This window comes from Glutamicibacter sp. (genome assembly GCF_035257265.1).
Lineage (GTDB): Bacteria > Actinomycetota > Actinomycetes > Actinomycetales > Micrococcaceae > Glutamicibacter.
On sequence record NZ_DATEXC010000008.1, the window covers coordinates 1 to 24510 of the forward strand.

Below are 24510 nucleotides of genomic sequence, written 5' to 3' on the forward strand. Positions count from 1 at the left end.
TGAACCGTCCCTGATTTGATGCCGCTGTCTTTCGAGAGAAAGATAGAAACCATGCCCAAGAAGTATCCTGCCGAAGTTCGTGACCGCGCCGTAGCGATGGTTGTGGACCGGCTCTCTGAATATCCTTCCGTGTATGCAGCGTGCAAGGCTCTGGCTCCGAAGCTGGATGTCGGCCCCGAATCATTGCGTCGCTGGGTGCTCCAAGCCCAGGTCGACACCGGTGAGAAGGACGGCCCAACCACTACCGAACTCGATGAGCTCAAGGCGTTGCGGGCGGAGAATCGGGATTTGAAGGAAGCCAACGAAATCTTGAAAGCAGCATCGATTTTCTTCGCGAGGGAACTCGACCCTCGCCGCCGCTAATCTGCCGATTCGTTGATGAGCAGCGGGCCGAAGGTCATGCGGTCGAGTCGATCTGCGCCGTCCTGCGTGAGCAGGGCGTGCAGGTCGCCGCACGAACCTACCGGGCCTGGAAAATAAGGATTCCGGCCCTGCGAGCATTTGAAGATGCCAAGGTCATTGACACGTTACGCAGCCTCAAAGTGTTAGACGCTAAAGGAAGACCGAAGCCAGAAATCCTTTATGGCCGGCGAAAGATGACCGCTTGGCTGCGGCGCAACGGCTTCCCCGAGGTCTCCAAACACACCGTTGACCGACTCATGCGTGACGAGGGCATGAACGGCCTGATTCGTGGACGTAAGACCCGCACCACGATCCCTGGCAAGGACGGCAAACGAGCTGGCGACCTACTGAATCGGAACTTCAGCGCCAGTGCCCCTAACCGTATTTGGGTCACAGATTTCACTTACGTGCCGGTGTATTCCGGGTTCGTATACGTGGCCTTGGTGATCGATCTGTATTCACGGGCGATCGTCGGGTGGGAAACCTCCACGGTGAAAGACACCGCCTTCGTGGAACAGTGCTTGAAGATGGCTTTATGGCGCCGAAAACACACCAAAAGACCAGTTGACAAGGGGCTTCTCCATCATTCGGACGCTGGCTCGCAATATACCTCGATCCGTTACACCGACACCTTAGAAATTGAGGGGCTGGTTCCGTCGATTGGCAGTGTCGGGGATGCGTACGACAATGCGGCTGCCGAAACGGTCATGGGATTATTCAAGAATGAAGCCGTGGCCAAGGGTTCTCCCTTCCGCAGTGGTGCGTTGAAGACCGAATCAGATGTCGTTGAGGTCGTCTTCGACTGGGTCTTTTGGTACAACAATGATCGCTTGCATTCCTCGCTGGATCACCAAACTCCCGAGGAATTTGAGCGTGCCTACTATGATGAAATGACAGGCTCGTTACCCGACGCTGCCGCACATAAGACGGCGGCATGATTTCCGGGACGGTTCAAAGCGAAAGCGCGAAGGCTCGTGTTGCAGCTGCAAAGGCTACTAGTGGATCGACACAACAAAGCAAGTTGCGGGAGTCGGCGCGCAAGGACACGGAAGCTGAATCGGCAGGCAAGGAAGCTGGTCGATGGCAGACCAAAGCAGCTGGCTATATGAAAGATAAGTCTGCTTTGATGACGAGGCTGGCAAACGCTGAACGTTCCGAACGGGAAGCTGCCGAACGTAAGCGAAAGCGCGATCAACAGCAAGCTGACCGACGCTCCATTGCAGAGCGGACGGCGCTGGAGGCGCGAGTCGCCGGCTCGGAGTCCGCGGTCGATAGAGTTTTGCGGGCCATGCCGACGCCAAAGCCAGAGAAATTGCGCGTCTTGCTCCTTGGGGCTTCATCTGAGGGAGATTTGCGCGTAGGCCGTGAGCAGAAGCGAATCCGCGCGGCTGTGCAATCAGCACTACACCGAAATCAGATCGAACTTGATGTACGCCCCGCAGCCACGACCGCAGATTTACTTGACGGGATTACCGGATTCCGACCCCATGTCGTGCACTTCTCTGGACACAGCAACCACGATCTCATCGTCTTTGAAGACGAAACTGACGAACCTCATAAGGGTCGTGTGGTCACAGCTCAGGCTTTCGCAAAGGCAGTCAAAGCAACGGATGACCCGCCTCTCCTGGTTTTGCTGAACTCCTGCAACTCCGCCTCGCAGATTGATGAGGTAGTGGAAAATGTGGCACCCTTCGCGATTGGAATGGCAGCTAGTATTGATGACGCTGACGCGATCAATTACGCCGCGCAGTTCTACGCAGCAGTCGCCAATGGACAGTCAATCAGTTCCGCCCACCTATCCGGTCAGGCAGCGCTCGAGCTCGCCGGGTTGGAAAGCGCAACCCTTCCAACGCTCGCCTTCGCATCTGATGCCGATCCCACCTCGACAATTCTGGTGAAGCCAACAAACACCGACGAGTAAATTCAGTTCCACGCCGCCACGCCGGGCGTCTTGGTAGAAACGCAAGCACCCAACCCATACCTACGGGACTCGCACTCCATCCGTACCTATCTTCCAACGCACGTAGCCCTCGGCATACGATTGCAACCGGCGATCCTTTTCTTCACCTCGCTGCATCGAAAGCACCGGGCGGTGGAGTTTAAGAAGTTCCTGGCCAAGATCGATGCCCAGGTCCCGGAGGACCTGGACGTGCACCTGATCTGTGACAACTACCATACCCACAAGACCCCGGCAGTGAAGGTCTGGTTGGAAAGGCACCGGCGGTTCCACATGCACTTCACCCCGACCTATTCCTCCTGGATCAACCAGGTCGAACGGTTCTTCGGCTGTGTCACCGACTACCTGCCGCGCCGCAGCGACCGCCGTTCAGTCCAGTCCCTCGAAAGTGACATCCGGGTCTGGGTGAAGGCCTGAAACGAAAACCCGCGTCCGTTCATCTGGACGAAGTCCGCCGAACAGATCTTTGAGTCGCTGGACGCCGTAAGCGGACTTCAGGCGTAGGACACTAGGTTCGATTCGCGAACCATCCGGTGACGCTGGGTTCAGTGTTCTGATATATATGCTTGGCCTCTTGATACTCTGCTAATCCTGTTGTTCCCAGTTCGCGGCCAACACCCGACTGGCCAAAACCGCCCCATTCTGCCTGAGGTAAGTAGGGGTGGAAGTCGTTGATCCAGATCGTACCGTGGCGCAGTCTGCCTGCAACCCGCTGCGCCGTTCCAGCGTCCTTCGTCCATACCGCCCCTGCCAGCCCATATATGGTGTCATTCGCAATTTCGACTGCTTCGTCTTCGGTGGCGAACGTCTCAACTGTCACAGTCGGACCGAATGCCTCCTTCACGACAGCTGTCGTCCCGCGCTCTACCCTGTCTAAGACTGTTGGAAGGTAGAAGTGGCCATTGCTGAGGCCAGTACCGTCTTCTTCCGTGGCAGCGCGACCACCGGTGCGCAATCGTGCTCCCTCTGCGATCCCTTGCTTTACGTACGCATCGACCTTCGCAAGGTGATCAGCGGAGATGAGAGGGCCGATCTCGGCATCCTCATCATATGGTCCTCCCAGACGAATTCCCTCAGCACGACGAACCAGTTCGTCGACGAATTCTTCTGCGATCGACTCATGCACGATCAGACGTGCACCCGCCGAACATACCTGTCCCGCATGCACGAATGCGCCATTCAGAGCGTTATCAACTGCAGCGTAGAAGTCAGCATCGGCAAAGATCACGTTGGGATTCTTACCCCCAAGTTCGAGAGTAACTTTTTTCACGGTCTGAGCTGCGTTCGCCGCAATTATTCGGCCTGTCACCAGTCCACCGGTAAATGAGATCAGATCGATGTCGGGATGTAGAGACAACGGTGCGCCCGACTCGGTTCCCGTTCCAGTGATCAAGTTCGCAACCCCAGGCGGCAACCCCAATTCATCAAAGACGTCCATCATCAAGATGGATGTCGACGGGGTCAATTCGGCAGGTTTCAGGATGAATGAGCAACCAGCAGCAAGTGCAGGAGCCATCTTCCAGGATGCCTGCAGTAGTGGGTAGTTCCAAGGAGTAATCAGTCCGCATACCCCGGTAGGTTCATATACGATTCGAGAATTGATGGTACCGTCTCCGGCATCCACAATGCGTCCCGGGTTCTGGTCTGCGAGATGACCATAATATGTAAAGCAGGAGATGACATCGTTCATATCCAGACGGGACTCGATAATCCGTTTACCGGTATCTGCGCTCTCCATTCGCGCGAACTCTTCTCGTCGTTCTTGCAAACGGCGCGCTACTCGCAGCAGAAAGTCTCCGCGATCCTTCGCCGGCACAGCAGACCAGACGCCGGCGTCAAAGCTTGCGCGGGCTGCTGAGATTGCTCGCACGGTGTCGTCGGCGCTGGCCTCGGAAACGGTCGAGGTAAGTCTCCCGTCGGCGGGACTTATGATCTTCCGAATCGCACCCGAGGATGCTGACTGCCAGCCCCCTCCGATAAATAGAGTTCGGGGTTCACTGTGTTCTGTATTCGTGGGAATAGTCAAAGTCGTTCCTGTGGTTGTGAGTGTGGCAAATGTTTCTGAAACCCGCGCGACACGGTCGGACGAGTAGTGCGTGAAGTGGCGGGCAGCTCAAGGCCATCCGGCCATATCGGCGGCAAACCGGGTGGTCGCCGCCACCGCTCAAATTGTTGAAGGCCGAGAGGTCAGCCCGTCATGTGTTTTCTGTTCAGCATCTTGATATTCCATCTACTTCCCACGTTTTCGATTTCTGGTGGCGAAGACAATGCTGACGATCACGATGACAACCAGAACAATGTAAACAACCGTATTCAGAGGCCATGGAAACGGTGTGATGAGGTTGCTGACGACGACAAGAATAATGGTTGCTGCACCGATCACAGTGGGGATGATGAACTTAATCTTCAGGCGGCCTTCGCGGTACAGCAATGTCAGCACGGCGGCGGAGAATATCAGGTAGGGGATGCTCCATGTGAATGCGATCGCCAACCCCCACAGTGTCAGCAATTCGATAACCGACGCGAGTGCCAGGACGATCAGCAGTAATCCTAATGCGGCAGACAGCAAGAGCATCACAGCAGCGAAAGGTGTCTGATGCCTGCTATGCACTCTCGCGAATACGCGTGGAAGTAACCCATCTTTGGCAAGCGTCGCGAAGAGCCTTGCGCCATAGTTCGCGAATCCGATCAAAGCCGCAAATGCTGCGATACATAAGACGATGTCGCTGGCTGAACCAATCCACGTCGGGAGCCCGCCGACACTGGCCAAGACAGCCGGTCCGGAGACGCCCTGCTTGAGAAGATCGCTACCTTGCATCAGACCCGGCACCGAAACGAGTGTGGTCACTACATACAGCGTGCCTAGCCCAATGGGGACGCACATTATCGCCCACGGCACATTCTTCTTCGGATCCTTCGTTTCAAGAGCGAGCGAGCTGCTGCTTTCAAAGCCGTACAAAAATGCCGACCCAACAGCTACGCCCAACAAAATCCCCGACCACGATGCATTCGCAAAATCGAACTGCCGATCGAACTCAAAACCCGTAGCAGCGACACTTGCACCAGCACAAAGTAGCACCAGCGGAATCGAGATCGCAGCCAACACAACGGCTGCTTTCACTGATGTATCGAGACCGCGGTACACAATGGCGGCCGTGAGTCCGATCAGTACGACGTAGATCAGCACGAGCATTCTCTTATCGAGGCCGGCTTCCACTCCGAAGGATGTTAAGGCACTACCGAAAAACAATCCTGCGAGAAAGGTCGTGGATGCCATGAAGATAATGAAGCCCACGAACAACGAACCGCCGACGATGTATCTCGGGACCGGCCCGAGGACTTCTCCAACATAGGAATAGAGCGACCCCCCAGCAACATATCGACGCGCAAAGATGCTCACGCCCACGCCGATGCAGGTGGTTGCGAGTGCAGCGACGGCTGTGCTCAACCAACTGCCATAGCCGGCGTACGGGAGCATCGCTACCGGAATAATTGCGATACCGATGGCCGGGATATAAGCAGCCAATGCAAATAGTACGAGTGCCCCACGACCGAGCTGCCCGTGGGGCAGATCGGTACTCAGATGTGTGTCACTTGCTCTCTTCGTTCTGGACGTACTCGACATGATAGTCCTCATGGAATCTTTGAGTTGGAAGTGGATACGCGATTGGGTGGAACGTGAAGATGGTGATTGATTGAGACGGTCGACTTGTCTTCCCTGACAGGAAATTCTTTATCAGCGCACGCGATCTATCCACACGGCAGAACCGGGGTTTCCCCTGGGTCGCTCATACATTTCGATAAAACGCTCTTATTGAACTTGACGACCGTTAGTTCCGACGAAACGTCCTTCATGCGAACGATCCGCAGGCAACAGCGATCCATTGTTGGATCCGACATTCAGCAGATTTGCTCGTTAGGAAACTATCGGCCCAAAAGTTGACTCTTGTCAAGAGTCAGACCATCGATCATCCGCCTGAGCACGGATTCATCAATGCGTTCCCTAGGACTCTTCGCGAGGTTGAACACTCAATATCGCGATATTTTCACAACATTAAAAGTTCCTTGACGCGCCGGAGGGCGAAGAGTACGCTCATCCTAATTCGACACCAGTTCATATTTACGGAAAGTAGGAAAAATGTCTGAACCGAATACAGGTTTCTTTCCCCTCCCAAATTTCGCCCCCGCATACCCGGAACCTCCATCGACATTCACCGGGAACACTGCAATTAGTCTGTTGTGTCGGGCCTCTGCCGAAACGCTAGCGAGACTGGTGCCCGCACCATTGACTGTTATCGATGACCATTTTCTTATCAATTGGTCCTTCACCAAGGACGTGCGAGGAACGCACAGTCCTGAGACCCCATTTCTGAGTGATGTATATGTCATCGAGTTCGTGGCGGCCGTGGAGTACAAAGGAGAGCGCGGTGGTCACTGCTTCCTCGAGTACACCACCCCGGCAGAATCGGCGATGATCGGACGCGAGATTTGGGGTTGGCCAAAGAAGGCCAGTGATTTCGTGTGGGAAGATTCCGGACACTCATCCCATATTGAAGTCATTCGGCATGGGGTCAAGCTCATCGAGACCGACTTCACGATTATCGATGAAGACACCCTTCCACGGCAGGAGTGGCCAGAGGCTTTCAACGAACCCTACCTGCATGTTCGGCACCGCGTTGGACGGAATGGAGACCCGTCCCACGCGGACCTCCTACGGGTCCCAGTTGAAGAACTCTCGTCGGAGCCCGGTCGGCGAGGAATAGGAACCATCAACTTGATGGACGGCCCCGGCGACCCAGTAGCGTCAGCGCTCGGCTCTATTGAAGTTCTCGATGCGCGCCTTGACCGGAACGAATTCATCTTCCACTATGGCGATATCATTGAAACCGTCGAAATCCCCCACCCACGGCCGCAGACCCCAGACCCGTTGGTATCCATGTCGTAATGTCTAAGTCGGTTTCTTTCATGCGTAGACAGGTCGGGATCGCGACGACCACGACCCCGGCTCTAAAGGAACCGCGAAATTGTCGTAACGTGTGGCGAACCCTCACCGATACTTCAGAAGAGCAAAGTCCCACTTGAACACGTTCCGTCGCCGCTACACTTTCCCTGTCGAAAGTCAGCGCCCCCGAAAATGACTTGCGCGTTTCCGGGCAGTGCTCTCGGTTGATTTTCCGGGATCAGTGCCCGATTACCGCGCTCATGTAGGTGCCCACTATTCTGAAATTACGTTAGACAGGACCCCAGGACCCCAGGACCCCAGGACCCCAGGAACCCCGGATTTTCGGGTTGCCTGGGGTTCTTGGGTCCGGGCGTGGTGGTCCCTGAGATCCATGGCCTTGCGTTGGCGGGCTGTGGGCACGGTGAGCAGTTCGAACGTCAGCATGTCGGCTGGATCCGGCTGATTAATGATCCCCTATTGGGGCGTGGCGTACCTGGTGGCGTTCCGTGTCTTGGTTCCCAGGTGGGTCACGAGGTCCTGGTAGCTGGTGGCGGTGGTTCCGTCGTCGAGTTTCCGGGCGCTGACCTTCGGTGCTCACCGATCCGAGGTCGGTGCCCAAGGTGGTGTCGGCGAACCAGTTCAGGGTGGCGAGCTTGGAGGTGGGGTTGCAGATCCCATTGCGCGTTCGAAAACTACGTGAATCTTGATGTCTTGACCGTGCATCAGCCCTTTCGAGGAATCGCGCACGTTTATAGGAGACAAGCCCTAAACAGAATCACGTTCCGAGGCTGCCAGGTAAGCGCGTTGGGCAATTTTCACCTCGGCGATGATGCCCGGATCACCGGATGGATCACGTTCGAATGCTAGACGGAGAAGGCGGTCGCCGAGCTGCTGTGATACTTGAATGCGAAGTGAACTGCGGCGCATCCTACCCCCAGAAATGTTACGGATGAGATCCGAGATACGTTGTGCGACATAGTCATTCACTCCTGCCTCAAAAGCCAAGGCAGCGTCAGTAAGGTGGTGATGAAGCCATATCTCCTGCACTGACGGGGTCCGGTAGAACTCCGCATATGCATCAATAATGGCATCCATGGCTTCCTGCCACGTCACATGGGAGTCTTCCGCCACCTCATCGATGATGCGCTTGCAAACCTGCAGCGAATCAAGGGTGAGCTGCTCCATCACTGCTTGGCTGCTCTCAAAATATGTGTAAAACGTTCCCCGCTTTACTTGAGCACGATCAATGAGTTCCTGATTCGATCTCGTAGCAGCATCATAGCCGGACTCGACCAAGAGTTCTTCTGCCGCGGCCAGAATCCGAATAACCGCGGCTCTGTTGCGGCGCTGTGTCGGTGTCCGACGAAGTACCGTGCGAGGGGGGAACGCTTCTACATCAGACATATCTCCACCATATTTCATCGATGACTACCGCCAAAACAGCTCCATGTAGTCCCACTCGAGTCAGGTGCCGTTCGGAAACCGGCAATTAGTCGTTGGCCAGGCGTGACCCCGTGGAGTGCTCACCTCTACGGGCATGTCCACATCGCCCCCTAAAGTCAGCGAGGTTGCGCGACACTCCGCCGACCTTCGGCACGAAGAATATGCTCGTGAGCACCATGTCGCTAACGGGCATGGGTAAGTACTTGGCGATCGTCAATGTTGCGGCGAGGGATGAGGCGCGCGAGAAGGTAGCGCCGGAAGACATCAGCGATTTAATCACTCGCTGAGCACTTGAGCGAATCCGCTCGGCGCGGTCCTGGTTGATCCGAAGCGCTGCAACGAATTGTCAACATCACTGCGGATGCCACCGCGCCCATCCGGGAGGTGAAGACCGACTACGCCATCGTGGACGGGGCATCGAACAACTCAGACCGTCGATATGTTCGCCACTGATGTAACTCTTGGATGCATGCCGGGCAACTCAATCGAGAATGCGGAATATCCCACCCGACCTATCTGCATCGACCGCATCGCACATCCGGGGTTAACCGAATGCAGCGGGGTGTGACACGATTTCATAATGGAGAACAAGTCATCGCCCGTCGAGTCGGTAGACCGCGCACTGCTGTTGCTCATGCGAATGCGCGACCAAGGTCCGCTGTCGGTGAAGGCCGCCGCCGAGCAGCTCGATGTGGCGCCCTCGACGGCGCACCGTTTGCTCTCCGCCTTGACGTTCCGGGGCTTCGCGGCGCAGGACCACGACCGCCAATACCGTCTGGGCCCCGCTCTTTCCGATCGAAGCGCTGAGGCCTTTTCCACGCAGCTCATTCGCAAGCATGCGCACGAGTCGCTGGTGGAATTGCAGGAAACCGTGGGCGAAACCGTCCAGCTGATGGTCTTGCGCGGCGGCAATATCCAGTTCATTGACGGCATCGAGTCCAAGCGGACCTTGCGTGTCGGCATGCGGGTCGGGGACAAGATGCCGGCCTTCGTCTCCGCCGGGGGCAAGGCGATGCTGGCACGGCTGACGAACACCGAGCTCGAGGACCTCTACCGGTCGGGCCTGCCGAACTGGGCCACGGGCCGGATCACCAACATGGCCACGCTCAAGCGGGGCATGACCAGGATCCGCCGGGAGGGCTTCGGCACGAATTTCGAGGAAACCGAGCAGGGCGTGATTGGCATGGGCGTGAGCATCAACGACGCGGCCGGCCGGCCGGTGGCCGCCATCACCACCGCAACGCCAAGCATCCGTTTCGAGCGCGCGGACATGCCCGCCCACCTCACGGCCCTGCACCGGGCAGCCGAGGGCATCGCCACGCGGTTGTTCAACGCCGCTTCATAGAGGCTGGGTCCGGGGACGGCAATGGCGGCGGACCGGAACCACGCTCCGTGCCGCCGCCATGCTTGTGCCGAGTCTCAGTGCGAGTGCGTGTCCGTCGGTGCCGTGCCGGTGCCGCCGGAGATGCTGCTGGTAATCCAGCTCATCATCGAGGCACCGGTGTCGAACGCAGGCTTGCGCTCGATGTTTGACCAGACGGTTTCCGGGCGGCACTGCAGCAGCACCAGGTTCTTGCCCTCGGGGAGCTCCTCGTCCACCGCGAACTCGATGTCCTGGGCACTGCCGTGGATCTGCTCCAGGCGCTTGCCGAACCGCGCCAGCTCCACGACTTCCTCATCGCTGAGGCACAACACGTCCTGGCGGTCGGCCGGGACCGGCTGCGGGGCATCGCCGCGGCGGTATTCGATGTGCTTGTGCCCGGTTTCGCGCAGCACCACCTCCAGGGTGATCTTCTCCAACATGAAGCGGTCGGGGGTGACCTCGCCGCCTACCACCGACAGGCCCAGGCCCCAGCTGGCTTCCAGCACGATCCGCGAGCGGTCCCCGCTGGTGGGGCTGAGGGTGAACATGACCCCGGCGGCGCGTGCCCGGACGGTCTTCTGGATGACCACTGCCATTTCCAGCTGCTGCGGGTGCATCTTCTTCTCGGCCAGGTAGGAGAGCACCCGGCCGGTGAATACGCTGACGTAGCACTTGTGGACGTGGGCGATGACATCCTCGATGCCCACGATGTCCACCCAGGTCTCAAACTCCCCGGCAAAGCTGGCATCGACCGAGTCCTCTGCGGTGGCCGAGGAGCGCACCGCCACCGCCACGTCGGCCACCTGGCAATCGTTGGAGAGCTTGGTGTAGGCCTCTTCAATGGCCAAGGCGACGTCCTGGGGCAGCGGAACTTCCATCAGTCGCTCGCCGATGAGCCGTTCCGCCTCGTCGAACTGGACCTGGCTGGGGTTGGTCCCCAGGTCTCCCAGGACCTTGTCGATGTGTTGTTGCAGCCCGTCCTCGGCCAGGTAACGGTGGTAGGAATCGGCTGTCACGGCGAAGCCGGGGGCCACGGGAAGTCCCTGGGCTGTCATCTGGGCCAGGCTGGCCGCCTTGCCGCCGACCAATGACGTGTCGGAGCACTGCGGGTCGTTGAATTCGAGGGTAAGCATGTCAATGTCCTTGAGCTTAGCGGGTTGCCGGAATGCCGGAGTCGTCGGTGATTGCAGCCGGATCGCCTGCGGGTTCGGCATCGAGCACCAGCACCTTGCCGGTCTTGCCGTCGAGGCGCACGCGCTGGCCGGTTTTCAGGCGGGCCGTGGCAAAGCCGGTGCCCACCACCGCGGGGATGCCGTACTCGCGGCAGACGATCGCCGCGTGGCACATCATGCCGCCGATATCGGTGATCACGCCGGTGGCCACCGCGAAGGCAGCTGCCCAGGACGGTGCGGTGATCGGGGCGACAAGGATTTCCCCGGGTTGCAGCTGCGCCAGGTCCTTTTCGCTGCGCAGCACGCGCACCTTTCCCTCCACGATGCCCAGCGAGCCGGGGATGCCCGAGAGCACGTTCTCATCCCCGTCTGCAGAGCCGAGCCAGTCGGCCACGCGTTCGGTGGTGACACCGTAGTTCATCACCGCGAACGGATCGGTGACCTGCTCCGGCGGGATGCCGTAGGCCGGCGGGGCGGTAACTGCCTGCAGCGCAGCCACGATGGGCTTGCGGCGCTCGATCTCCGCGCCCCAGCGGGCCTTGCCGCGGGGCTCGACCCCGATGGCCCAGGACTGCACCACGTCGGCCAGCACGGTGTCCAGCTCAAAGCGGTTCAGGTAGAACATGTCATCGGCCTGCGCGAGGAACCCTGCCGCCACCAGGAAGCGGGAGAGCTCGCGGCTCTTTTCCCAGAACACGTTGTGTGCCCAGTGCTCGACGTAGATGTTGTGTTCCTCGATGTAGGGGAATACCTTGCGGGCCAGGCCCAGCAGCTCGTCGAACTGTGTGGCTTCTACCGGGGTCAAGAGCGCACGGTATTCGGTGACGATCTCGTCGCGCTCCTCGCGCAGGCGCTTGATCGGACGGGCAATGTCCTCCCCATTGGCAATCTTCGCCGCGTAGCGGGCGATGCCCTGCAGCGGCACCGACAGGTCCGAGTTCCAGGTTTCCTGGTCGTGGGTGAATCCGTATTCGGTGAAGTAGTCGAACCACGGGGTGCGCACCGCGTTGAACTCGGCCAGCCAGGTGCGGCCGTTCTCGCTCTGTTCCAGCAATTCGCGCAGCTCGTCCGACGAGTGCCCGGCAGTCACCTCAGGGACCAGACCCAGTTCGTTGGCACGCGCGGCCAGCTTGCGCAGCTCGTCGTCCGGGCGGAAGGCCAGTACGTCCACGCCGGCAACCATCCGGGAGATGGACTGCTCGCTGATCAAGGGGAAGGCCTGCTTGCAGAACTGGAAGAAGGTGATGTAACCGCCGTAGCCCAGGTTCAGGAACTCGAAGTGATACTGCCAAATCGCGAAGAACTCATCGGTCATGCGGTGGTAGTTCTCGATCACGGCCATGGCATCGGAACGGCCGCGGGCCTCCAAGACGACCTCGTCCGGGTCGTATTCGGTCAGCGCCGGGAAGGTGATGGTGCGCAGCGACTCGATGGCGCCCTCCATCTTGGTCTTCCACTTGCCGTAGAGCTCGTCCCAGTTTTGGTAGTAGTAACCGGCACGCTTCTGGAAGACCTCGGCGCGCTCAGCGATGCGGGCCGGGTCGGTGACCGCCAGCGGCGAGATGTACACATAGCCGTTGACCACGCGCACATCGAGTCCAAGCGAAACCGGAAGGGCGAAGATGCGGGTGCTGAAGGTGCCGACGCCCAGGTACACGGCCTCGGCACCGATGCTGTCAAAGGGGTGGCAGCCGCGGGACCAGTGCATGGTGTCGGCGAACCAGAACTGCTTGTCCTCGTGCTCGCGGGTTTCGGCGCCGGGCACCAGGTAATAGGGGTACATCGACTCCCAGCCCTCGCCGCCGGCGGGAACCTCGGCCTCGTGGAAGAACGGGAAACGGTTTACTTCGTTGGTCATTGTCATTTTCCTTGCGTCATTGAAAGGGCGGGGAAGAGCATTTCGTGAAGTTCGGCGATGTCGGCCAAGGCCACATCGGGTTTTTCGGCCTCGGCCAGGGATTCAAGCCCGGCCTCGGTGATGGCCCCGGAAAGCACCAGGGCCGAGTTGGCCCCCATGTGGCGGGCCAGTTGGATCTCCGCCGGGGCATCCCCGACGATGGTGATGGATTCGGGCGGGTGCCCCAGCCGGCGGATCAGGGTTTCGCCCAGCTCGGGGGAGGGCTTGCCCAGGACCTTGGGCTCAACCCCGGTGACCCAGGTGATGGCGTGGGCCATGGCGGCGGAGACACAGATCGATTTGCCCGCCCCGCCGTGGAACCACGGGGAGCTGACGGTGGTGTAAAGCGGGGCGCCGGCATCCACGGCCAGCGCTGCGGCGTTCAGCGCGGCGGTGCTGTAGGAGCTGTCCGCACCCACCACCACGACGTCGGCAGGGGAACGCGGATCGGCGAAGCTGACGCCGAGTTCACGCAGCGGGGCGGCGATGCCCTCGGCACCCAGCACCAGGACCCGGGCCCCGGGATGGTGGTGGGCAATGTATTCGGCGGCCGCCGAACCGGCGGTCATGAAGTCCTCATCACGCACCGGCAACCCGATCTCACGCAGGTGGGCGGCGTATTCCGCAGGGGTCTTCTCCGAGGCATTGGTGCACACGATGACGTTGTGCCCGCCCGCATAGAGCGCGGTGAGGAATTCGGCGGCCAAGGGCATGGGTGTGCCGCCGGCACCTCCGGCCCGCGCGGTGCGCACCAGGCAGCCATCAACGTCCAGCATCCAGCCGTGCGAGGCGGTGATCTTCGCACTCATCATGCGCTCACTTTCTGGTGTCCTGCGGCCGAGCGATTGATGGAAAACGAGGTGGTGCCATCGGAGACGGACACCGATCGTGCACCGCTGCCCGATCCCGAGGCTTCCAGCAGCCGGGTCAGCGTCGCGACGGGCGAGGAGGCCTTGGCGGCATACATCCCGTCGACCTGTTCGGCCGGCATGACAGCGCGCAACAGCAGCTCCTCGTCGCTGATGGTGGCCCCGAAGCGGCGGCGCAATTCCTTGATGGTGACGTCCCCACCGTCGTTGATCGGCTTTTTGCCGCGGGCCGTGGACATTGCCTTGTCCATCAGCTCCGGGTTCACGGTGCCCGGCAGGGCCCCGAAGTCCCCGCGGAGCAGGTCGATGACCTCGTCGGAGAGCTGCTTGTAGCGCTCACCTGTCATCACGTTCAGCGTGGCCTGGGTGACGATGTATTGGGCGAAGGGAGTCATCACGATCGGCCAGCCCAAGTCCTCGCGCACCCGCACCGATTCCTCGATGACCGCGTCGAAGAGATGCTCCTGGCGGATCTCGGCCAGCTGGCGCCGGGTGGTGGACTGCACGCCTCCCGGGATGGTGTGCCGGTAGTAGGCCTCGTCGTATTCGTTGGGCGAGCCGACCGGGAGGTTCTTGATTTTGGCCTGGCGCACCAAATACGCGGAGGCCTCGGCCATGGCATCGACATTGACGTCGACGTTGTGGCCGCGGGCCCGCAGGTTTGCGACAAGGCGCTGGGCCTCGGGGTGGGAGCTGCCGTTGGCCAGTGGCGGCAGCGCGCAGTGGATGGTGTGGATGCCCAGGTCCGCGGCATCGAGCACCGTCAGTGGGGAGAGCCCGGTGGTGGAGTGCGAGTGGATCTCGGCGAACTCCTTGTGCGTCAGGGCCCCCTGCAGCTGCGGCACCAGGGACTTGACCCGGTCGGGGGTCAGCAACCCGGCGGGGTCCTTGAGGTAGAGCGAGTCAATGGCGTCGCACGCCTCGAGTTCGGCGGCCTTTGCGGCAAAGTAGGCATCGGTGTGCACGGGGCTGGTGGTGTAGCAGATGCCGCCGATGACTTCCTCGAAGCCAACCCGCTTGGCCATTTCGGCGGTGCGCTTGGCACCGTCCATGTCATGCATCGGGTCGATCACCCAGAGCCTTTTCACGCCGTTGCGTGCCAGCAGGGAGAAGGCCAGCTCGAACACGGCATCGGGGGTGCGGTGGAAGGCGATGAAGCGCTTGCCGGTGGTCAGGAAGCCCAGCGTGGTGTTGGGCGTGAGATCCCGGACCGCGCGCAGCCGTTCCCAGGGGTCCTCGGCGTGGTAGCGCACGGCCGTGGCCATGAGGGTGCTGGAGAGCAGCTCGAGGGCCTTGTAGCCGACTTTGTCCAGGGCCGGGGCCACGCCCTTGGCCATGCGGGTGGTGACGCCGGTGGCGCCCCAGATGCTTTGGTTGCCGTCGCGCAGCGAGACGTCGACGAGGTTGATATCTGCCATTTAGCGCACCTCCTGGGCGAGTTCGTGGTTGAGCCAGTGTGTGGTCACGGCATTGGAGCGGTAATCGGGGTGGGCCATGATCCTGCGCAGCAGCGGGAGCGAAGTTTTCAGGCCCTCGATGAGGAAGGTTTCCAGTACGCCCTCCATCCGCTTGATCGCCGAGTCCCGGTCGGCCGCCCACACGATCTGCTTGCCCATCAGTGCGTCGTAGTAGGGCGGGAACAGGTATCCCTCGTAGATGTGGGTGTCCAGCCGGGTGCCGCCGGCCACCGAGGGCCGCCAGCGGGTGACCCTCCCCGGGGAGGGCGCTAGCGCCTTGTCCGGGTCCTGGGCGGTGATCCGGCATTCGATCGCATGTCCGGCGAGCAACACATCGTCCTGGGTGATCTCCAGTGGGTGACCCAGGGTCGCAAGGATCTGTTCGCGCACCAGGTCGACGCCGGTGACCGCCTCGGTCACCGGGTGCTCGACCTGGACCCGGGGGTTGACTTCCAGGAACGCCAATTCGTCGCGGTCGACATCGTAGAGGAACTCGACGGTCCCCAACCCGACGTAATCCAAGGCAACGGCGATCTTCAGTGCGCTGGCGTGCAAAAGGGTGCGCGTTTCCTCCGGCAGTGCCGCGCAGGGTGCCTCCTCCACGACCTTCTGGTAGCGGAACTGCACCGAGCATTCGCGCTCACCGAGATGGATGCGGTTGCCGTGCCGGTCGCCGAGGATCTGCACCTCGACATGCTTGGCATCGGTGACGAAGCGTTCCAGGAAGACGGTGCCGTTGCCGAAGGCTGATTCGGCCTCGGACGAGGCCAGGGACCAGGCTTCCTCGAGATCCGCGGCGGATTCAACGAGCTTCATGCCACGCCCGCCGCCGCCGTGGGCGGCCTTGACCAGGACCGGATAACCGATGGATTCGGCCAGTTCGTGGACCTCTGCGGCGCTGGTGGCGGTTCCACCCGCGGAGACCGGGACGCCAACGGACTCGGCCAGTGCCCGGGCGGTGAGCTTGTCGCCCAAGGCCCGCAGGGCCTCGGGGGAAGGACCGATGAAGACGATGCCGTTTTCCGCGCACTTCGTGGCGAAGTCGGGATTTTCCGACAGGAAGCCGTAGCCGGGGTGCAGGGCGGTGCAACCGGTGGAGATGGCCGCCTGGAGCACTGCGTCGGCGTTGAGGTAGCTGTCGGTGGGGCGCGGTCCGCCGATGACCACGGTGCGGGTGGCGCGGCGTGCGCCGAGTGTCTGGCGGTCGGCGCTGGAGACGCCCAGCACGGTTTCAAAGCCGAGCCGGTCGCAGGCCTCGATGATCCGCACGGCGATCTCGCCGCGGTTGGCAATGAAGATGCGCTCGGTCATGCCGCAACCTTGAGTGCGAAGAGGGTCTGGCCGAATTCGACCAGGTCGCCGTCGGCGACGAACACGGCGGCGATCTCGCCGGTGGAGCCCGCGGTGACCGAATTCATCAGTTTCATGACCTCCACGATGCACAGCACCGAGTCGGCCTCAACACTGTCGCCCAGCGCGGCGAAGCGCGGTTCGCCCGGCTTCGGCGCCCCGTAGTAGGTGCCGAGCATCGGGGAGGTGATGGCCACGTGACCGGCCGGAAGGTTGTTCGGGTCCAGGCCCGCGGCGGGGGCGGCGGCCGGCGCAGCGACCTGGGCAGGAACCGGTGCCGCTGCCGGCGCAGCGCTCATGGCCGGCGCGGCGCTCATGGCAGGTGCTGCGGCTGCGGTGGACTGTGCCGCGGGCTGCTCGTCGAATTGGCCGCCGCGTCGCACGTGGAGGCGCAGGTCGCCCTTTTCGTAGCGGAAATCGGTGAATTCGGTCTTGTCCAGCTGTTCAATGATCGCCGCGAGTTCTTCCAGATCCAGGTTCATGCGTTGGTGCTCCTTGTTTATTGGCCGCAGACAGGCCTGTGGTGTGAATCACGTTTCTCGAGCCTATGCCCGGGTTTCGTCCGTCGCAATAAGTTCGTCAAAGATTCCGCTATGCGCAATTTTGAAATGCCGAGGGCCTCCACCCACCGACTTTTGACGATCGGTGGAGGCGCTCGAGGGGGGAGGCGGGGGCGTGCTTAGGCTCCGGCCAGGATGCGGGAGACGGACTCCACGGTCTCGTCCAGATCCTCCGGATTGACCAGCACGCCGGTGTCCAGCACGCCGGTGTCCAGCACGCCGCCGGAACCACCCTGCACCAGGCGCTTGAGCGGGATTTCCATGCGCTTGCCGGTGCGCGTGCGCGGGATGCTGCGCACGAACAACACGTGGTCCGGGACGTGGCGCGGGGACAGCTGGGTGCGCAGCGCGGTGCGGATCGAGCGCTCAAGCGCCACGGTGTCGGCGTCCTCGGCCGCCTCCACCAGCAACACCAGCTGCCCCATCGCGCCGCCCTGCTCGAAGTGCATCACCATGGCGTCGTTGACGCCGGGATGGCCATCGAGCAGCGCGTAGAACTCGGCGGTGCCCAGGCGCACACCGCCGCGATTCAGCGTGGCGTCCGAGCGGCCGGTGATGACCCAGGTGTCGCGTTCGGTGCGCACCAGCCAGTCGCCATGGCGCCAGATTCCCTCAAAGACATCGAAGTAGCTGGAGTTGTAGCGCTCATTGTCCGCATCGTTCCAGAAGAACACCGGCATCGAGGGCATGGGCAGCGTGGCGACCAGCTCGCCGGGTTCCCCGTGCAACGAATTGCGGTCATGGTCCCAGGAATCCACGGCAACGCCCAGCGGGCGGCAGGCCATTTCCCCGGCATGGACGGCGGACAGTGGGCTGGCACCCAGGAACGCGGCGCAGATGTCGGTGCCGCCGGAGGTCGGCGCCATCACCAGATCGGGATTGATCGAGTCGTACGCCCAGCCTGCGACGTCTGCAGCCAACGGGGAGCCGGAGCACTGGATCTCGCGCAGGCGGCCCAGGTCCCACTTCTTGCCCGGTTCCACACCCGCATGGGCGCAGGCGGCCAGGTAGGCCGATCCCGTGCCCATGTAGGTCGACTCGGTTTCGGCCATGACCGCCCACTGGGACCATTGACCGTCTAGGGTCGGCCAGTTGGGGTCCCCGTCCTGGAGGACCACGGAGGCACCCACCAGCAGCGAGGAGGCGCCCAGGGTCCAGACCATCCACCCGGTGGTGGAGAACCAGTAGGCGGTGTCAGCCTCGGAGATGTCAAAGTGCAGGCCCATGGCCTTGTAGTGCTCCAGCAGCAGGCCGCCGTGGGAGTGCACGATGGCCTTGGGGGTGCCGGTGGTGCCGGAGGAGAAGAGCACCGTCATGGGGTGCTCGAAGGGCACCGGCTCAATGACGGCCGTGGCGCGTTCGGCCGTGAAGTCGGCCCAGGACTGGGCACCGGGTGCTGCGGTTTCGGTGTCCAGGTCTTCGTCGAGGTAGGGCAGCAGCACGGTGGGGATGCCCGGCAGCTCGGCTCGGACCTCGGCCAGGTCATCGAGCTTGGAGATCCGTTTGTCGCCCCAGCGGTAGCCGTCAATGGAGATCAACAGGCTCGGTTCCAGCTGGCCGATGCGCCCCAGGACGCCTTTGACACCCATTTCCGGAGGCACGCAGCACCAGATGGCGCCCAAGCCGATGACGGCGAAGTAGGCGGCGAGGGTTTGCGGGATGTTGGGCAGGTAACCGGCGACCCGGTCCCCGGACTTGATGCCGTGGCGGATCAGGCCCTGCTGGATGCGCTCGATTTCCTCGGTCTGCCGGGCGCCGGTCCAGTCGATGGAACCGTTGGTCTGGCTGCGGGACTTGACCATGGTGTCGTCCGGGTGGCGTGCCAGGGAACGCAGGATGTGCTCGGTGAAGTTGATGCGGGCTCCGGTGAACCATTGCGCCCTCGGCATGGTGCGCTCGGCAAGCACGGAGGTGTGGGGGGCGTGGCTGATGATCTCGAAGTGGTCCCAGACCTCGCCCCAGAAGTCCTCGAGGTTTTGGACCGACCAGGCCCAGGCGTCCTCGTAGTCAGCGAAGTGCCGGCCGGTCTTGGCTTCGATCTTTTCCAGGAAGCGGCCCATTTGGCTGTTTGACCAGGTGTCGCGGGTGGGGGCGGGCCGCAGCAGTGCGCCGGGTTCGGTGTTCTTCATGGTTCTTTCCTTCAATGGTGTTCGTGTCGTCCGAGGAGCCCGATGACGGGCCTGGCGGTGCGTTATGAAGCGTTGGTGCCGGAATCGAGTCCGAGCAACCTCACGGCGTTGTCCTTGATGATCTTTTGGCGCGGGCCGTCTCGCAGGTCCACCTTTGCGAAGTCGGCCATCCAGCGGTCCGGGGGCAGCAGCGGGAAGTCGGAGCCGAAAAGGACCTTGTCCTGGAGCATGGTGTTGGCGTACTGCACCAGGTTGGCCGGGAAGTACTTGGGCGACCAGCCGGAGAGGTCGATGTACACGTGGTTGTGGCGCACCGCCACCGCCAACGCCTCGTCCTGCCAGGGGAAGGAAGGGTGGGCCATGATGATGCGCAGCTCCGGGAAGTCGACTGCCACGTCGTCCAGTGCCATCGGGTTGGAGTACTTCAGCCGGATCCCGCCGGAGCCGGGCATCCCGGCTCCGATGCCGCTTTGGCCGGTGTGGAAGAGGGCGGGGACACCCAGGGACTGGATTTCCTCGTACAGCGGGTAGGCGGCGTGGTCGTTGGGGAAGAAGGACTGCAGGTTCGGGTGGAACTTGAATCCCTTGATGCCGTAGTCCTCCACGAGGATGCGGGCCTCGTTGATTGCCGCCTTGCCGCGGGCCGGGTCGATGCTGGCGAAGGGGATCAGCACGTCAGCGTGCTTGGCCGCCTCCTCGGCGATGTAGCGGTTGGAAATCGGTGGGTGGCCGGTGGTGGCCTCGTGGTCCACGGTGAACACGACTGCCGCCATGTTGCGTTCCCGGTAGTGGGCCGCGACAGCTGCGATACCCAGCGGGTCGTGGGCCGCCCCGAAGTGCGCCTGGGCCGCCTCGCGGAAGTCCTCGGGCATGTCGGTGTGGCCGTGGTCATCGGATTCGATGTGGACGTGCATGTCGATCGCGACGAGGTCCGCGACATTGATCTTGTTCATGGTTTTGTATTTTCCTAGCCGGTGGCGGGCGGTGCCGCCACCGATCGCTGGGTTTGTGGAGATGTAAGGCAGATCAGGCTGAGACGGGTGCAGCCGCCGGGCGCAGCTCTCGCTTGAGCGAGCGTCCCAAGGCATAGATGCAAAGGGCGGATGCTGCCAGCGGGGCGGCGAAGAGCATGAAGATGTTCTCTGCCTTCCAACCGCCCGATAGGAGGTAGCCCACCAGGATCGGGGCCACGATGGAGACCAGGCGTCCAAGGCCGATCATCCAGCCCACGCCCGTGGCCCGGGCCCGGGCGCTGTAGATCTCGGGGGAGATCGTGTAGAAGCCTGCAATGCCCGCGGTGGTGAGCATGCCCAATAGGAGGGCGAGCACCATGGCCAGGGTGATCTGGCTAAAGAGCATGGAGAAGACGATGTAGGCGGCTGCCGATCCGAGAAGTGCGATGACCAGAAGCGGGCGTCCGCGGTAACGCACCGCCAAGGCACTGAAGACGAAGCAGCCCAGGATGCCCCCCGCATTGGCGATGGTTCCGGTGGTTACGCCGATACCGTCCACGCCCGAGGCGGCCGCAATGATCTTCGGGGTCCACGTGTTGGCGAAGTAGTAGGCGGCAACGAGCATGCCATAGCCGGCCCAGAGCATGAGGGTGCGGAAGCGGATCGGCCCGGTCAGGATCTCACGAAAGGCCGACTGCTCCTTGCCGGTGGCCGTGGAAGCCGGAAGTGCGTCCAGCGCGGGGCGTCCGATCTTGCCCAAGATCGTGTTCACGCGTTTAAGGGCGCCTGCCGGGCGGCGGGTGAAGAGGTAGTCGAGGGATTCGGGCAACCACAGCCAGGAGACGACGAGCATGATGATGGTCAGGGCCGCGCCGATGGCGAAGAGCGAGTGCCACCCGAAGTTCGGGATCAAGGGTCCGGCCACGATGCCGCCGATGGTGGCGCCGATCGGGTAGCCGGCGGTGTAGATTCCCATGATCGAGCCGCGGCGCTTGTCTGAGGAATACTCGGAAACCAGGACGTTCAGGTTGGCCATCATGCCGCCGACGCCCAAGCCCGTCAGGATCCGGAAGACCAGTAGTTGGGTGGCATCGGTGGCGAAGACGGAGGCGACCATACCGATGCTGATCACCACAAGCGAGATGAGGGTGAGGCGGCGGCGACCGATCTTGTCGGCCAGCGGGGTGAGGAAGATAGAACCGGCGGCCATGCCGAACAGACTGGCGCTGAGCAGGAACCCCAGGGCGACGGGGCTGATGCCCCACTCGCGGGAGAGTGCCGGTGCGGCGTAGGCCATGGCCGCCACGTCGAAACCATCAATGAGGATCAAGGCCAAGGCAATGACGACGGCCATGACCTGGAACCGGCTCATGGCCGAAGTACGTATTTCCGCGAGGGTATCCATGGAAGCTTCCTGGTTTGTTGAGAACTAATCGAGGGGAACGCCGCCCGACATTGTGAGCCTAGTCATAGAAGTGCATTGTCTCCATGTTTTATGAGCAAGTTCCGTAATACGGAACGGAATATTTACGTCGCGTGTCAACACCACCGTTCTGATGAGGTATTTGGTGAACGGAGGTGCGGAGAAGTAAAGGATGAGAACATCTAGAATTCCGCACTAAGGAATGGTTGTGGTGAGGCAGGAGGTCGGGAGTGGCCCGAGCATTTCATCGCTCAATCAAGGTGGCCGTCCTCCCCGCTGAACGACTGGTTCGGCCGAGACCCGTTCCCGGCGGAGGTCGTACCCCACCGTACCGCCGTGCACAGGCCAGTACGAATGCGGTTTTTGCACTCGCCTAGTCGTTGGAATAACGTGGAAAGTTCGTCCGGAGGCGCCATCCCAAGCGGCCACCGGACGGGTTCAGAGGCCCCCGCGTCCGCACCTGCCCCCAAGGTGTGCGGCCGCGGGGTTTTCCCTTGGGTCCGTTGTTGGCCCCGCGACCACAGGGGCACGGCAAAATATATTTCCTGCGATCTTTTCCCGCACACCTGTGGACGCCGGGACCCCACCGACCGCGTGCACACCACCGTCAGGTCTCGTTCAGCCCTGAATCCCGCTTGCCGCTGCCGACGGTCGTGCATACGCTCGCAATCGTCATGGGTTTCGGCGTAATTCCCCATGTTCCCAGGACCAACAATCCATGCCACAAGGTTCTAGGTAGGCTAACTGCCGGATTCTTGGCGCCAGGGTGTCGCGGTGAACCATCGGCAAATGGGTCGCCTTATCCTGTCGCGGATTGGCGATACGACTATCCGACACAATCTGAAGCGCGGAATCCTGACCAGTCCTGTCATTTTACGAAGGCGACTGCACAGTCAGAAGTCGCCTGTACTGCCTAGATCTGTTCGCAAGGGGGAACCTTGTGCAACTTGTGCGAACGCCGGTAGCTAGAGGTCCTTCTCGCTGCCGCGGTACCGCTTCGGTTTTGCAGAGAGATAAGCTCTCCGCCGGTTGCGGAACCAATGACGCAAGGGCGTAGGTATAGCGGCCTTACGGAACCGGTAAAAGCGTCGGCCCCACCGCGCACGCCAGTTCGAGCCCGTCGGCAGAAAGCCAATATATGAGGGTGGGCTCAACACACCAGTGCTTGAGCGGCGCCACATGTAGCCCTGAGCGTCCACAAAAGACACAACGCCGTATAGAGGTGCTTTCGCTATCCCTCCACGTATTGTCCCGGGAGCGTACTTCTCCCACCAGAAAGGTTCAGTGGCAAAGCTAAAGGACTCGTCAGGTGCGATGACTAGTTCTCGCTCGCTAATCTCCGTGGTCGTGTAGCGGTGAACAGTGAGGACAACACGCCAAATTGGTGCCTTGCTGTGGTTTGTAACCACTGCAGTATGAACAATGTCGGGGGCTCCATGGGTTTGATGGACCTTCACCAACACATGGCTTGCTTGGTCTCGAAGCGCGCGCCGCGAGTTCAGTACATATGTGCGGACCGCAATCACGACACTGACGCCGGTCAAGATGATGCCCACCCACACAGGAACGTTGCCCTAGTCCAGACTCATATTGCCCCCAGCGGTTAGGTCTCGGTCTTCCGGTGCGATGGTTCCTTTCAAGATACTGCCATGCGAAGCAAGCGCAATGCATCATGCCGTCGGGTATCTACGACCGCGACTCGATATAGCGGCGGGGTCGTGCAAAGGCCAGCTGGGTAGAACTGGCGTTTAGGCGTTTTCAAGACACCCAATATCCATGCGACTACTGTACCGAAAGTTTTTTCCGTGCGTTTCTTTTGGGATGCATTTTAGACATTAGCTATGGAACAAAATTTGACGGCCTGTCGCTCTGATTAAAATCCCAGCTCCGGGTGTCCCAGTTCCAAGGAATTGGGACACCTGCGCGTCTCACAGTCGTTACAGTCTGGGCCGCTGTTTCATTCCTGCAAGACAATTATCCGGGGATGTTTCATTTGGTGTAGAAGAAACGGACTGCTAGGGATACTTGGAGTGACTTCAAGTGTGTCGGTAGTGAAGATGGGCGATCAGGTTTTTGCTGAAACACTCGTACTATGGACGAATTCTTGGGTATGTCGGGAACAGCTTGGACTGGCATCTATACGATCATTACGTTCTGCCTTTTGGTTGTTGCTGTTGCGGCAGCGCTATACGCCAGAGAGCAGTGGAAAGAAGCGCGGGGACAGGTTGAAGAGGCCCGCACGGCGAGGTTGGAAGCGAGTAGACCGTACGTCATTGTCACGGTTGAACCTTCGGGTGCGAGCCAGCAGCTATTCGACCTTGTTGTGAAGAACATTGGTCAGAGGCCGGCGATGAACGTCTCTGTCATGCTCGACCCTGCACCGATGCGCGCTAGAGAATCGGCGGGTAGAGAGATTGCAAAGGCCAAGATGCTGAATGAGCCAATTGCGCTAACCGGAGGCGCAGACAGTAAGGATTGATCCGGAGTCGCAGGAGCTGGTCGTCGGTGGACGTGAGCGGGGAAGTCGAGGAAAAGGTACTCGCTCGGTCCTTCATGCGGCTTTTACAGTCGGGTTGGGCGAGTACTGTTTTGA

At 61.0% G+C, this 24510-nt stretch carries 18 protein-coding genes; 6 read left to right on the forward strand and 12 right to left on the reverse strand.

Features of this window, described 5'->3' with window-relative positions; genetic code table 11:
* Positions 1 to 51: 51 nt before the first annotated feature.
* The 3 genes from VJ369_RS00560 (at position 52) to VJ369_RS00570 (ending at position 2776) form a co-directional block, all read left to right on the forward strand.
* Positions 52 to 1340 (forward strand): IS3 family transposase gene (locus VJ369_RS00560; protein ID WP_324090214.1). Its coding sequence is split into 2 segments (ribosomal slippage): positions 52 to 325 and positions 325 to 1340, totalling 1290 coding nucleotides; the frame shifts between segments, so codons are not numbered across the junction.
* On the forward strand, positions 1337 to 2323 hold the full coding sequence (locus tag VJ369_RS00565) for a CHAT domain-containing protein (protein WP_324090215.1): 987 nt from the start codon (positions 1337 to 1339) through the stop codon (positions 2321 to 2323). Before VJ369_RS00560 ends, VJ369_RS00565 begins: the two co-directional genes overlap by 4 nt.
* Before the next feature lie 30 nt (positions 2324 to 2353).
* Positions 2354 to 2776, forward strand: coding sequence for a transposase (locus tag VJ369_RS00570; RefSeq protein WP_324090216.1), 423 nt, complete (start codon positions 2354 to 2356; stop codon positions 2774 to 2776).
* A gap of 91 nt (positions 2777 to 2867) precedes the next feature.
* Here the strand turns inward: VJ369_RS00570 and VJ369_RS00575 are convergent, their stop codons facing one another.
* A complete protein-coding gene (locus VJ369_RS00575; RefSeq protein ID WP_324090217.1) occupies positions 2868 to 4385 on the reverse strand; it encodes an aldehyde dehydrogenase family protein in 1518 nt (505 codons plus the stop codon).
* A gap of 204 nt (positions 4386 to 4589) precedes the next feature.
* Positions 4590 to 5984 carry an APC family permease gene (locus VJ369_RS00580; protein ID WP_324090218.1) on the reverse strand — a complete coding sequence of 465 codons (1395 nt, stop codon included), beginning with the start codon at positions 5982 to 5984 and terminating at the stop codon, positions 4590 to 4592.
* 513 nt (positions 5985 to 6497) lie between these two features.
* Between VJ369_RS00580 and VJ369_RS00585 the strand changes: the two genes are divergently transcribed.
* Entirely contained in the window at positions 6498 to 7304 is an 807-nt protein-coding gene (locus VJ369_RS00585; RefSeq protein WP_324090219.1) for an acetoacetate decarboxylase family protein, read from the forward strand.
* Between the two features lie 762 nt (positions 7305 to 8066).
* Here VJ369_RS00585 and VJ369_RS00590 read toward each other — a convergent pair.
* Positions 8067 to 8705: a TetR family transcriptional regulator gene (locus VJ369_RS00590; protein WP_324090220.1), complete on the reverse strand. Its 639-nt coding sequence runs from the start codon at positions 8703 to 8705 to the stop codon at positions 8067 to 8069.
* A 619-nt stretch (positions 8706 to 9324) separates the two neighbouring features.
* On the opposite strand from VJ369_RS00590, the gene VJ369_RS00595 reads away from it, so the two are divergent.
* Entirely contained in the window at positions 9325 to 10089 is a 765-nt protein-coding gene (locus VJ369_RS00595) for an IclR family transcriptional regulator (RefSeq protein WP_324090221.1), read from the forward strand.
* A gap of 74 nt (positions 10090 to 10163) precedes the next feature.
* On the opposite strand, the gene VJ369_RS00600 is transcribed toward VJ369_RS00595, so the two are convergent.
* The 9 genes from VJ369_RS00600 to VJ369_RS00640 all read right to left on the reverse strand — a co-directional run bounded on the left by VJ369_RS00600 (position 10164) and on the right by VJ369_RS00640 (position 21899).
* Positions 10164 to 11240 carry a PEP/pyruvate-binding domain-containing protein gene (locus VJ369_RS00600; protein WP_324090222.1) on the reverse strand — a complete coding sequence of 359 codons (1077 nt, stop codon included), beginning with the start codon at positions 11238 to 11240 and terminating at the stop codon, positions 10164 to 10166.
* A 16-nt stretch (positions 11241 to 11256) separates the two neighbouring features.
* Complete coding sequence (locus VJ369_RS00605) at positions 11257 to 13137, reverse strand: PEP-utilizing enzyme (RefSeq protein ID WP_324090223.1); 1881 nt, start codon at positions 13135 to 13137, stop codon at positions 11257 to 11259.
* A gap of 2 nt (positions 13138 to 13139) precedes the next feature.
* Entirely contained in the window at positions 13140 to 13985 is an 846-nt protein-coding gene (locus VJ369_RS00610) for an HAD-IIA family hydrolase (protein ID WP_324090224.1), read from the reverse strand.
* The gene (locus VJ369_RS00615) at positions 13985 to 15463 is read right to left on the reverse strand and encodes a pyruvate/oxaloacetate carboxyltransferase (RefSeq protein WP_324090225.1); all 1479 of its coding nucleotides are present in this window, start codon (positions 15461 to 15463) and stop codon (positions 13985 to 13987) included. The genes VJ369_RS00610 and VJ369_RS00615 overlap by 1 nt, the downstream gene beginning before the upstream one ends.
* Positions 15464 to 16813, reverse strand: a complete 1350-nt coding sequence (locus tag VJ369_RS00620; protein ID WP_324090226.1) for an acetyl-CoA carboxylase biotin carboxylase subunit — start codon at positions 16811 to 16813, stop codon at positions 15464 to 15466.
* Positions 16810 to 17334, reverse strand: a complete 525-nt coding sequence (gene accB / locus VJ369_RS00625; RefSeq protein ID WP_324090227.1) for an acetyl-CoA carboxylase biotin carboxyl carrier protein — start codon at positions 17332 to 17334, stop codon at positions 16810 to 16812. The genes VJ369_RS00620 and accB overlap by 4 nt, the downstream gene beginning before the upstream one ends.
* A 197-nt stretch (positions 17335 to 17531) precedes the next feature.
* Positions 17532 to 19541, reverse strand: coding sequence for an acetoacetate--CoA ligase (locus VJ369_RS00630; protein ID WP_324090228.1), 2010 nt, complete (start codon positions 19539 to 19541; stop codon positions 17532 to 17534).
* Positions 19542 to 19603: 62 nt separating this feature from the next.
* Positions 19604 to 20494, reverse strand: coding sequence for an amidohydrolase family protein (locus tag VJ369_RS00635; protein ID WP_324090229.1), 891 nt, complete (start codon positions 20492 to 20494; stop codon positions 19604 to 19606).
* A gap of 73 nt (positions 20495 to 20567) precedes the next feature.
* The gene (locus tag VJ369_RS00640; RefSeq protein WP_324090230.1) at positions 20568 to 21899 is read right to left on the reverse strand and encodes an MFS transporter; all 1332 of its coding nucleotides are present in this window, start codon (positions 21897 to 21899) and stop codon (positions 20568 to 20570) included.
* 2110 nt (positions 21900 to 24009) lie between these two features.
* Here VJ369_RS00640 and VJ369_RS00645 point away from each other — a divergent pair.
* On the forward strand, positions 24010 to 24396 hold the full coding sequence (locus VJ369_RS00645; protein WP_324090231.1) for a hypothetical protein: 387 nt from the start codon (positions 24010 to 24012) through the stop codon (positions 24394 to 24396).
* The last annotated feature ends 114 nt before the right edge of the window (positions 24397 to 24510 follow it).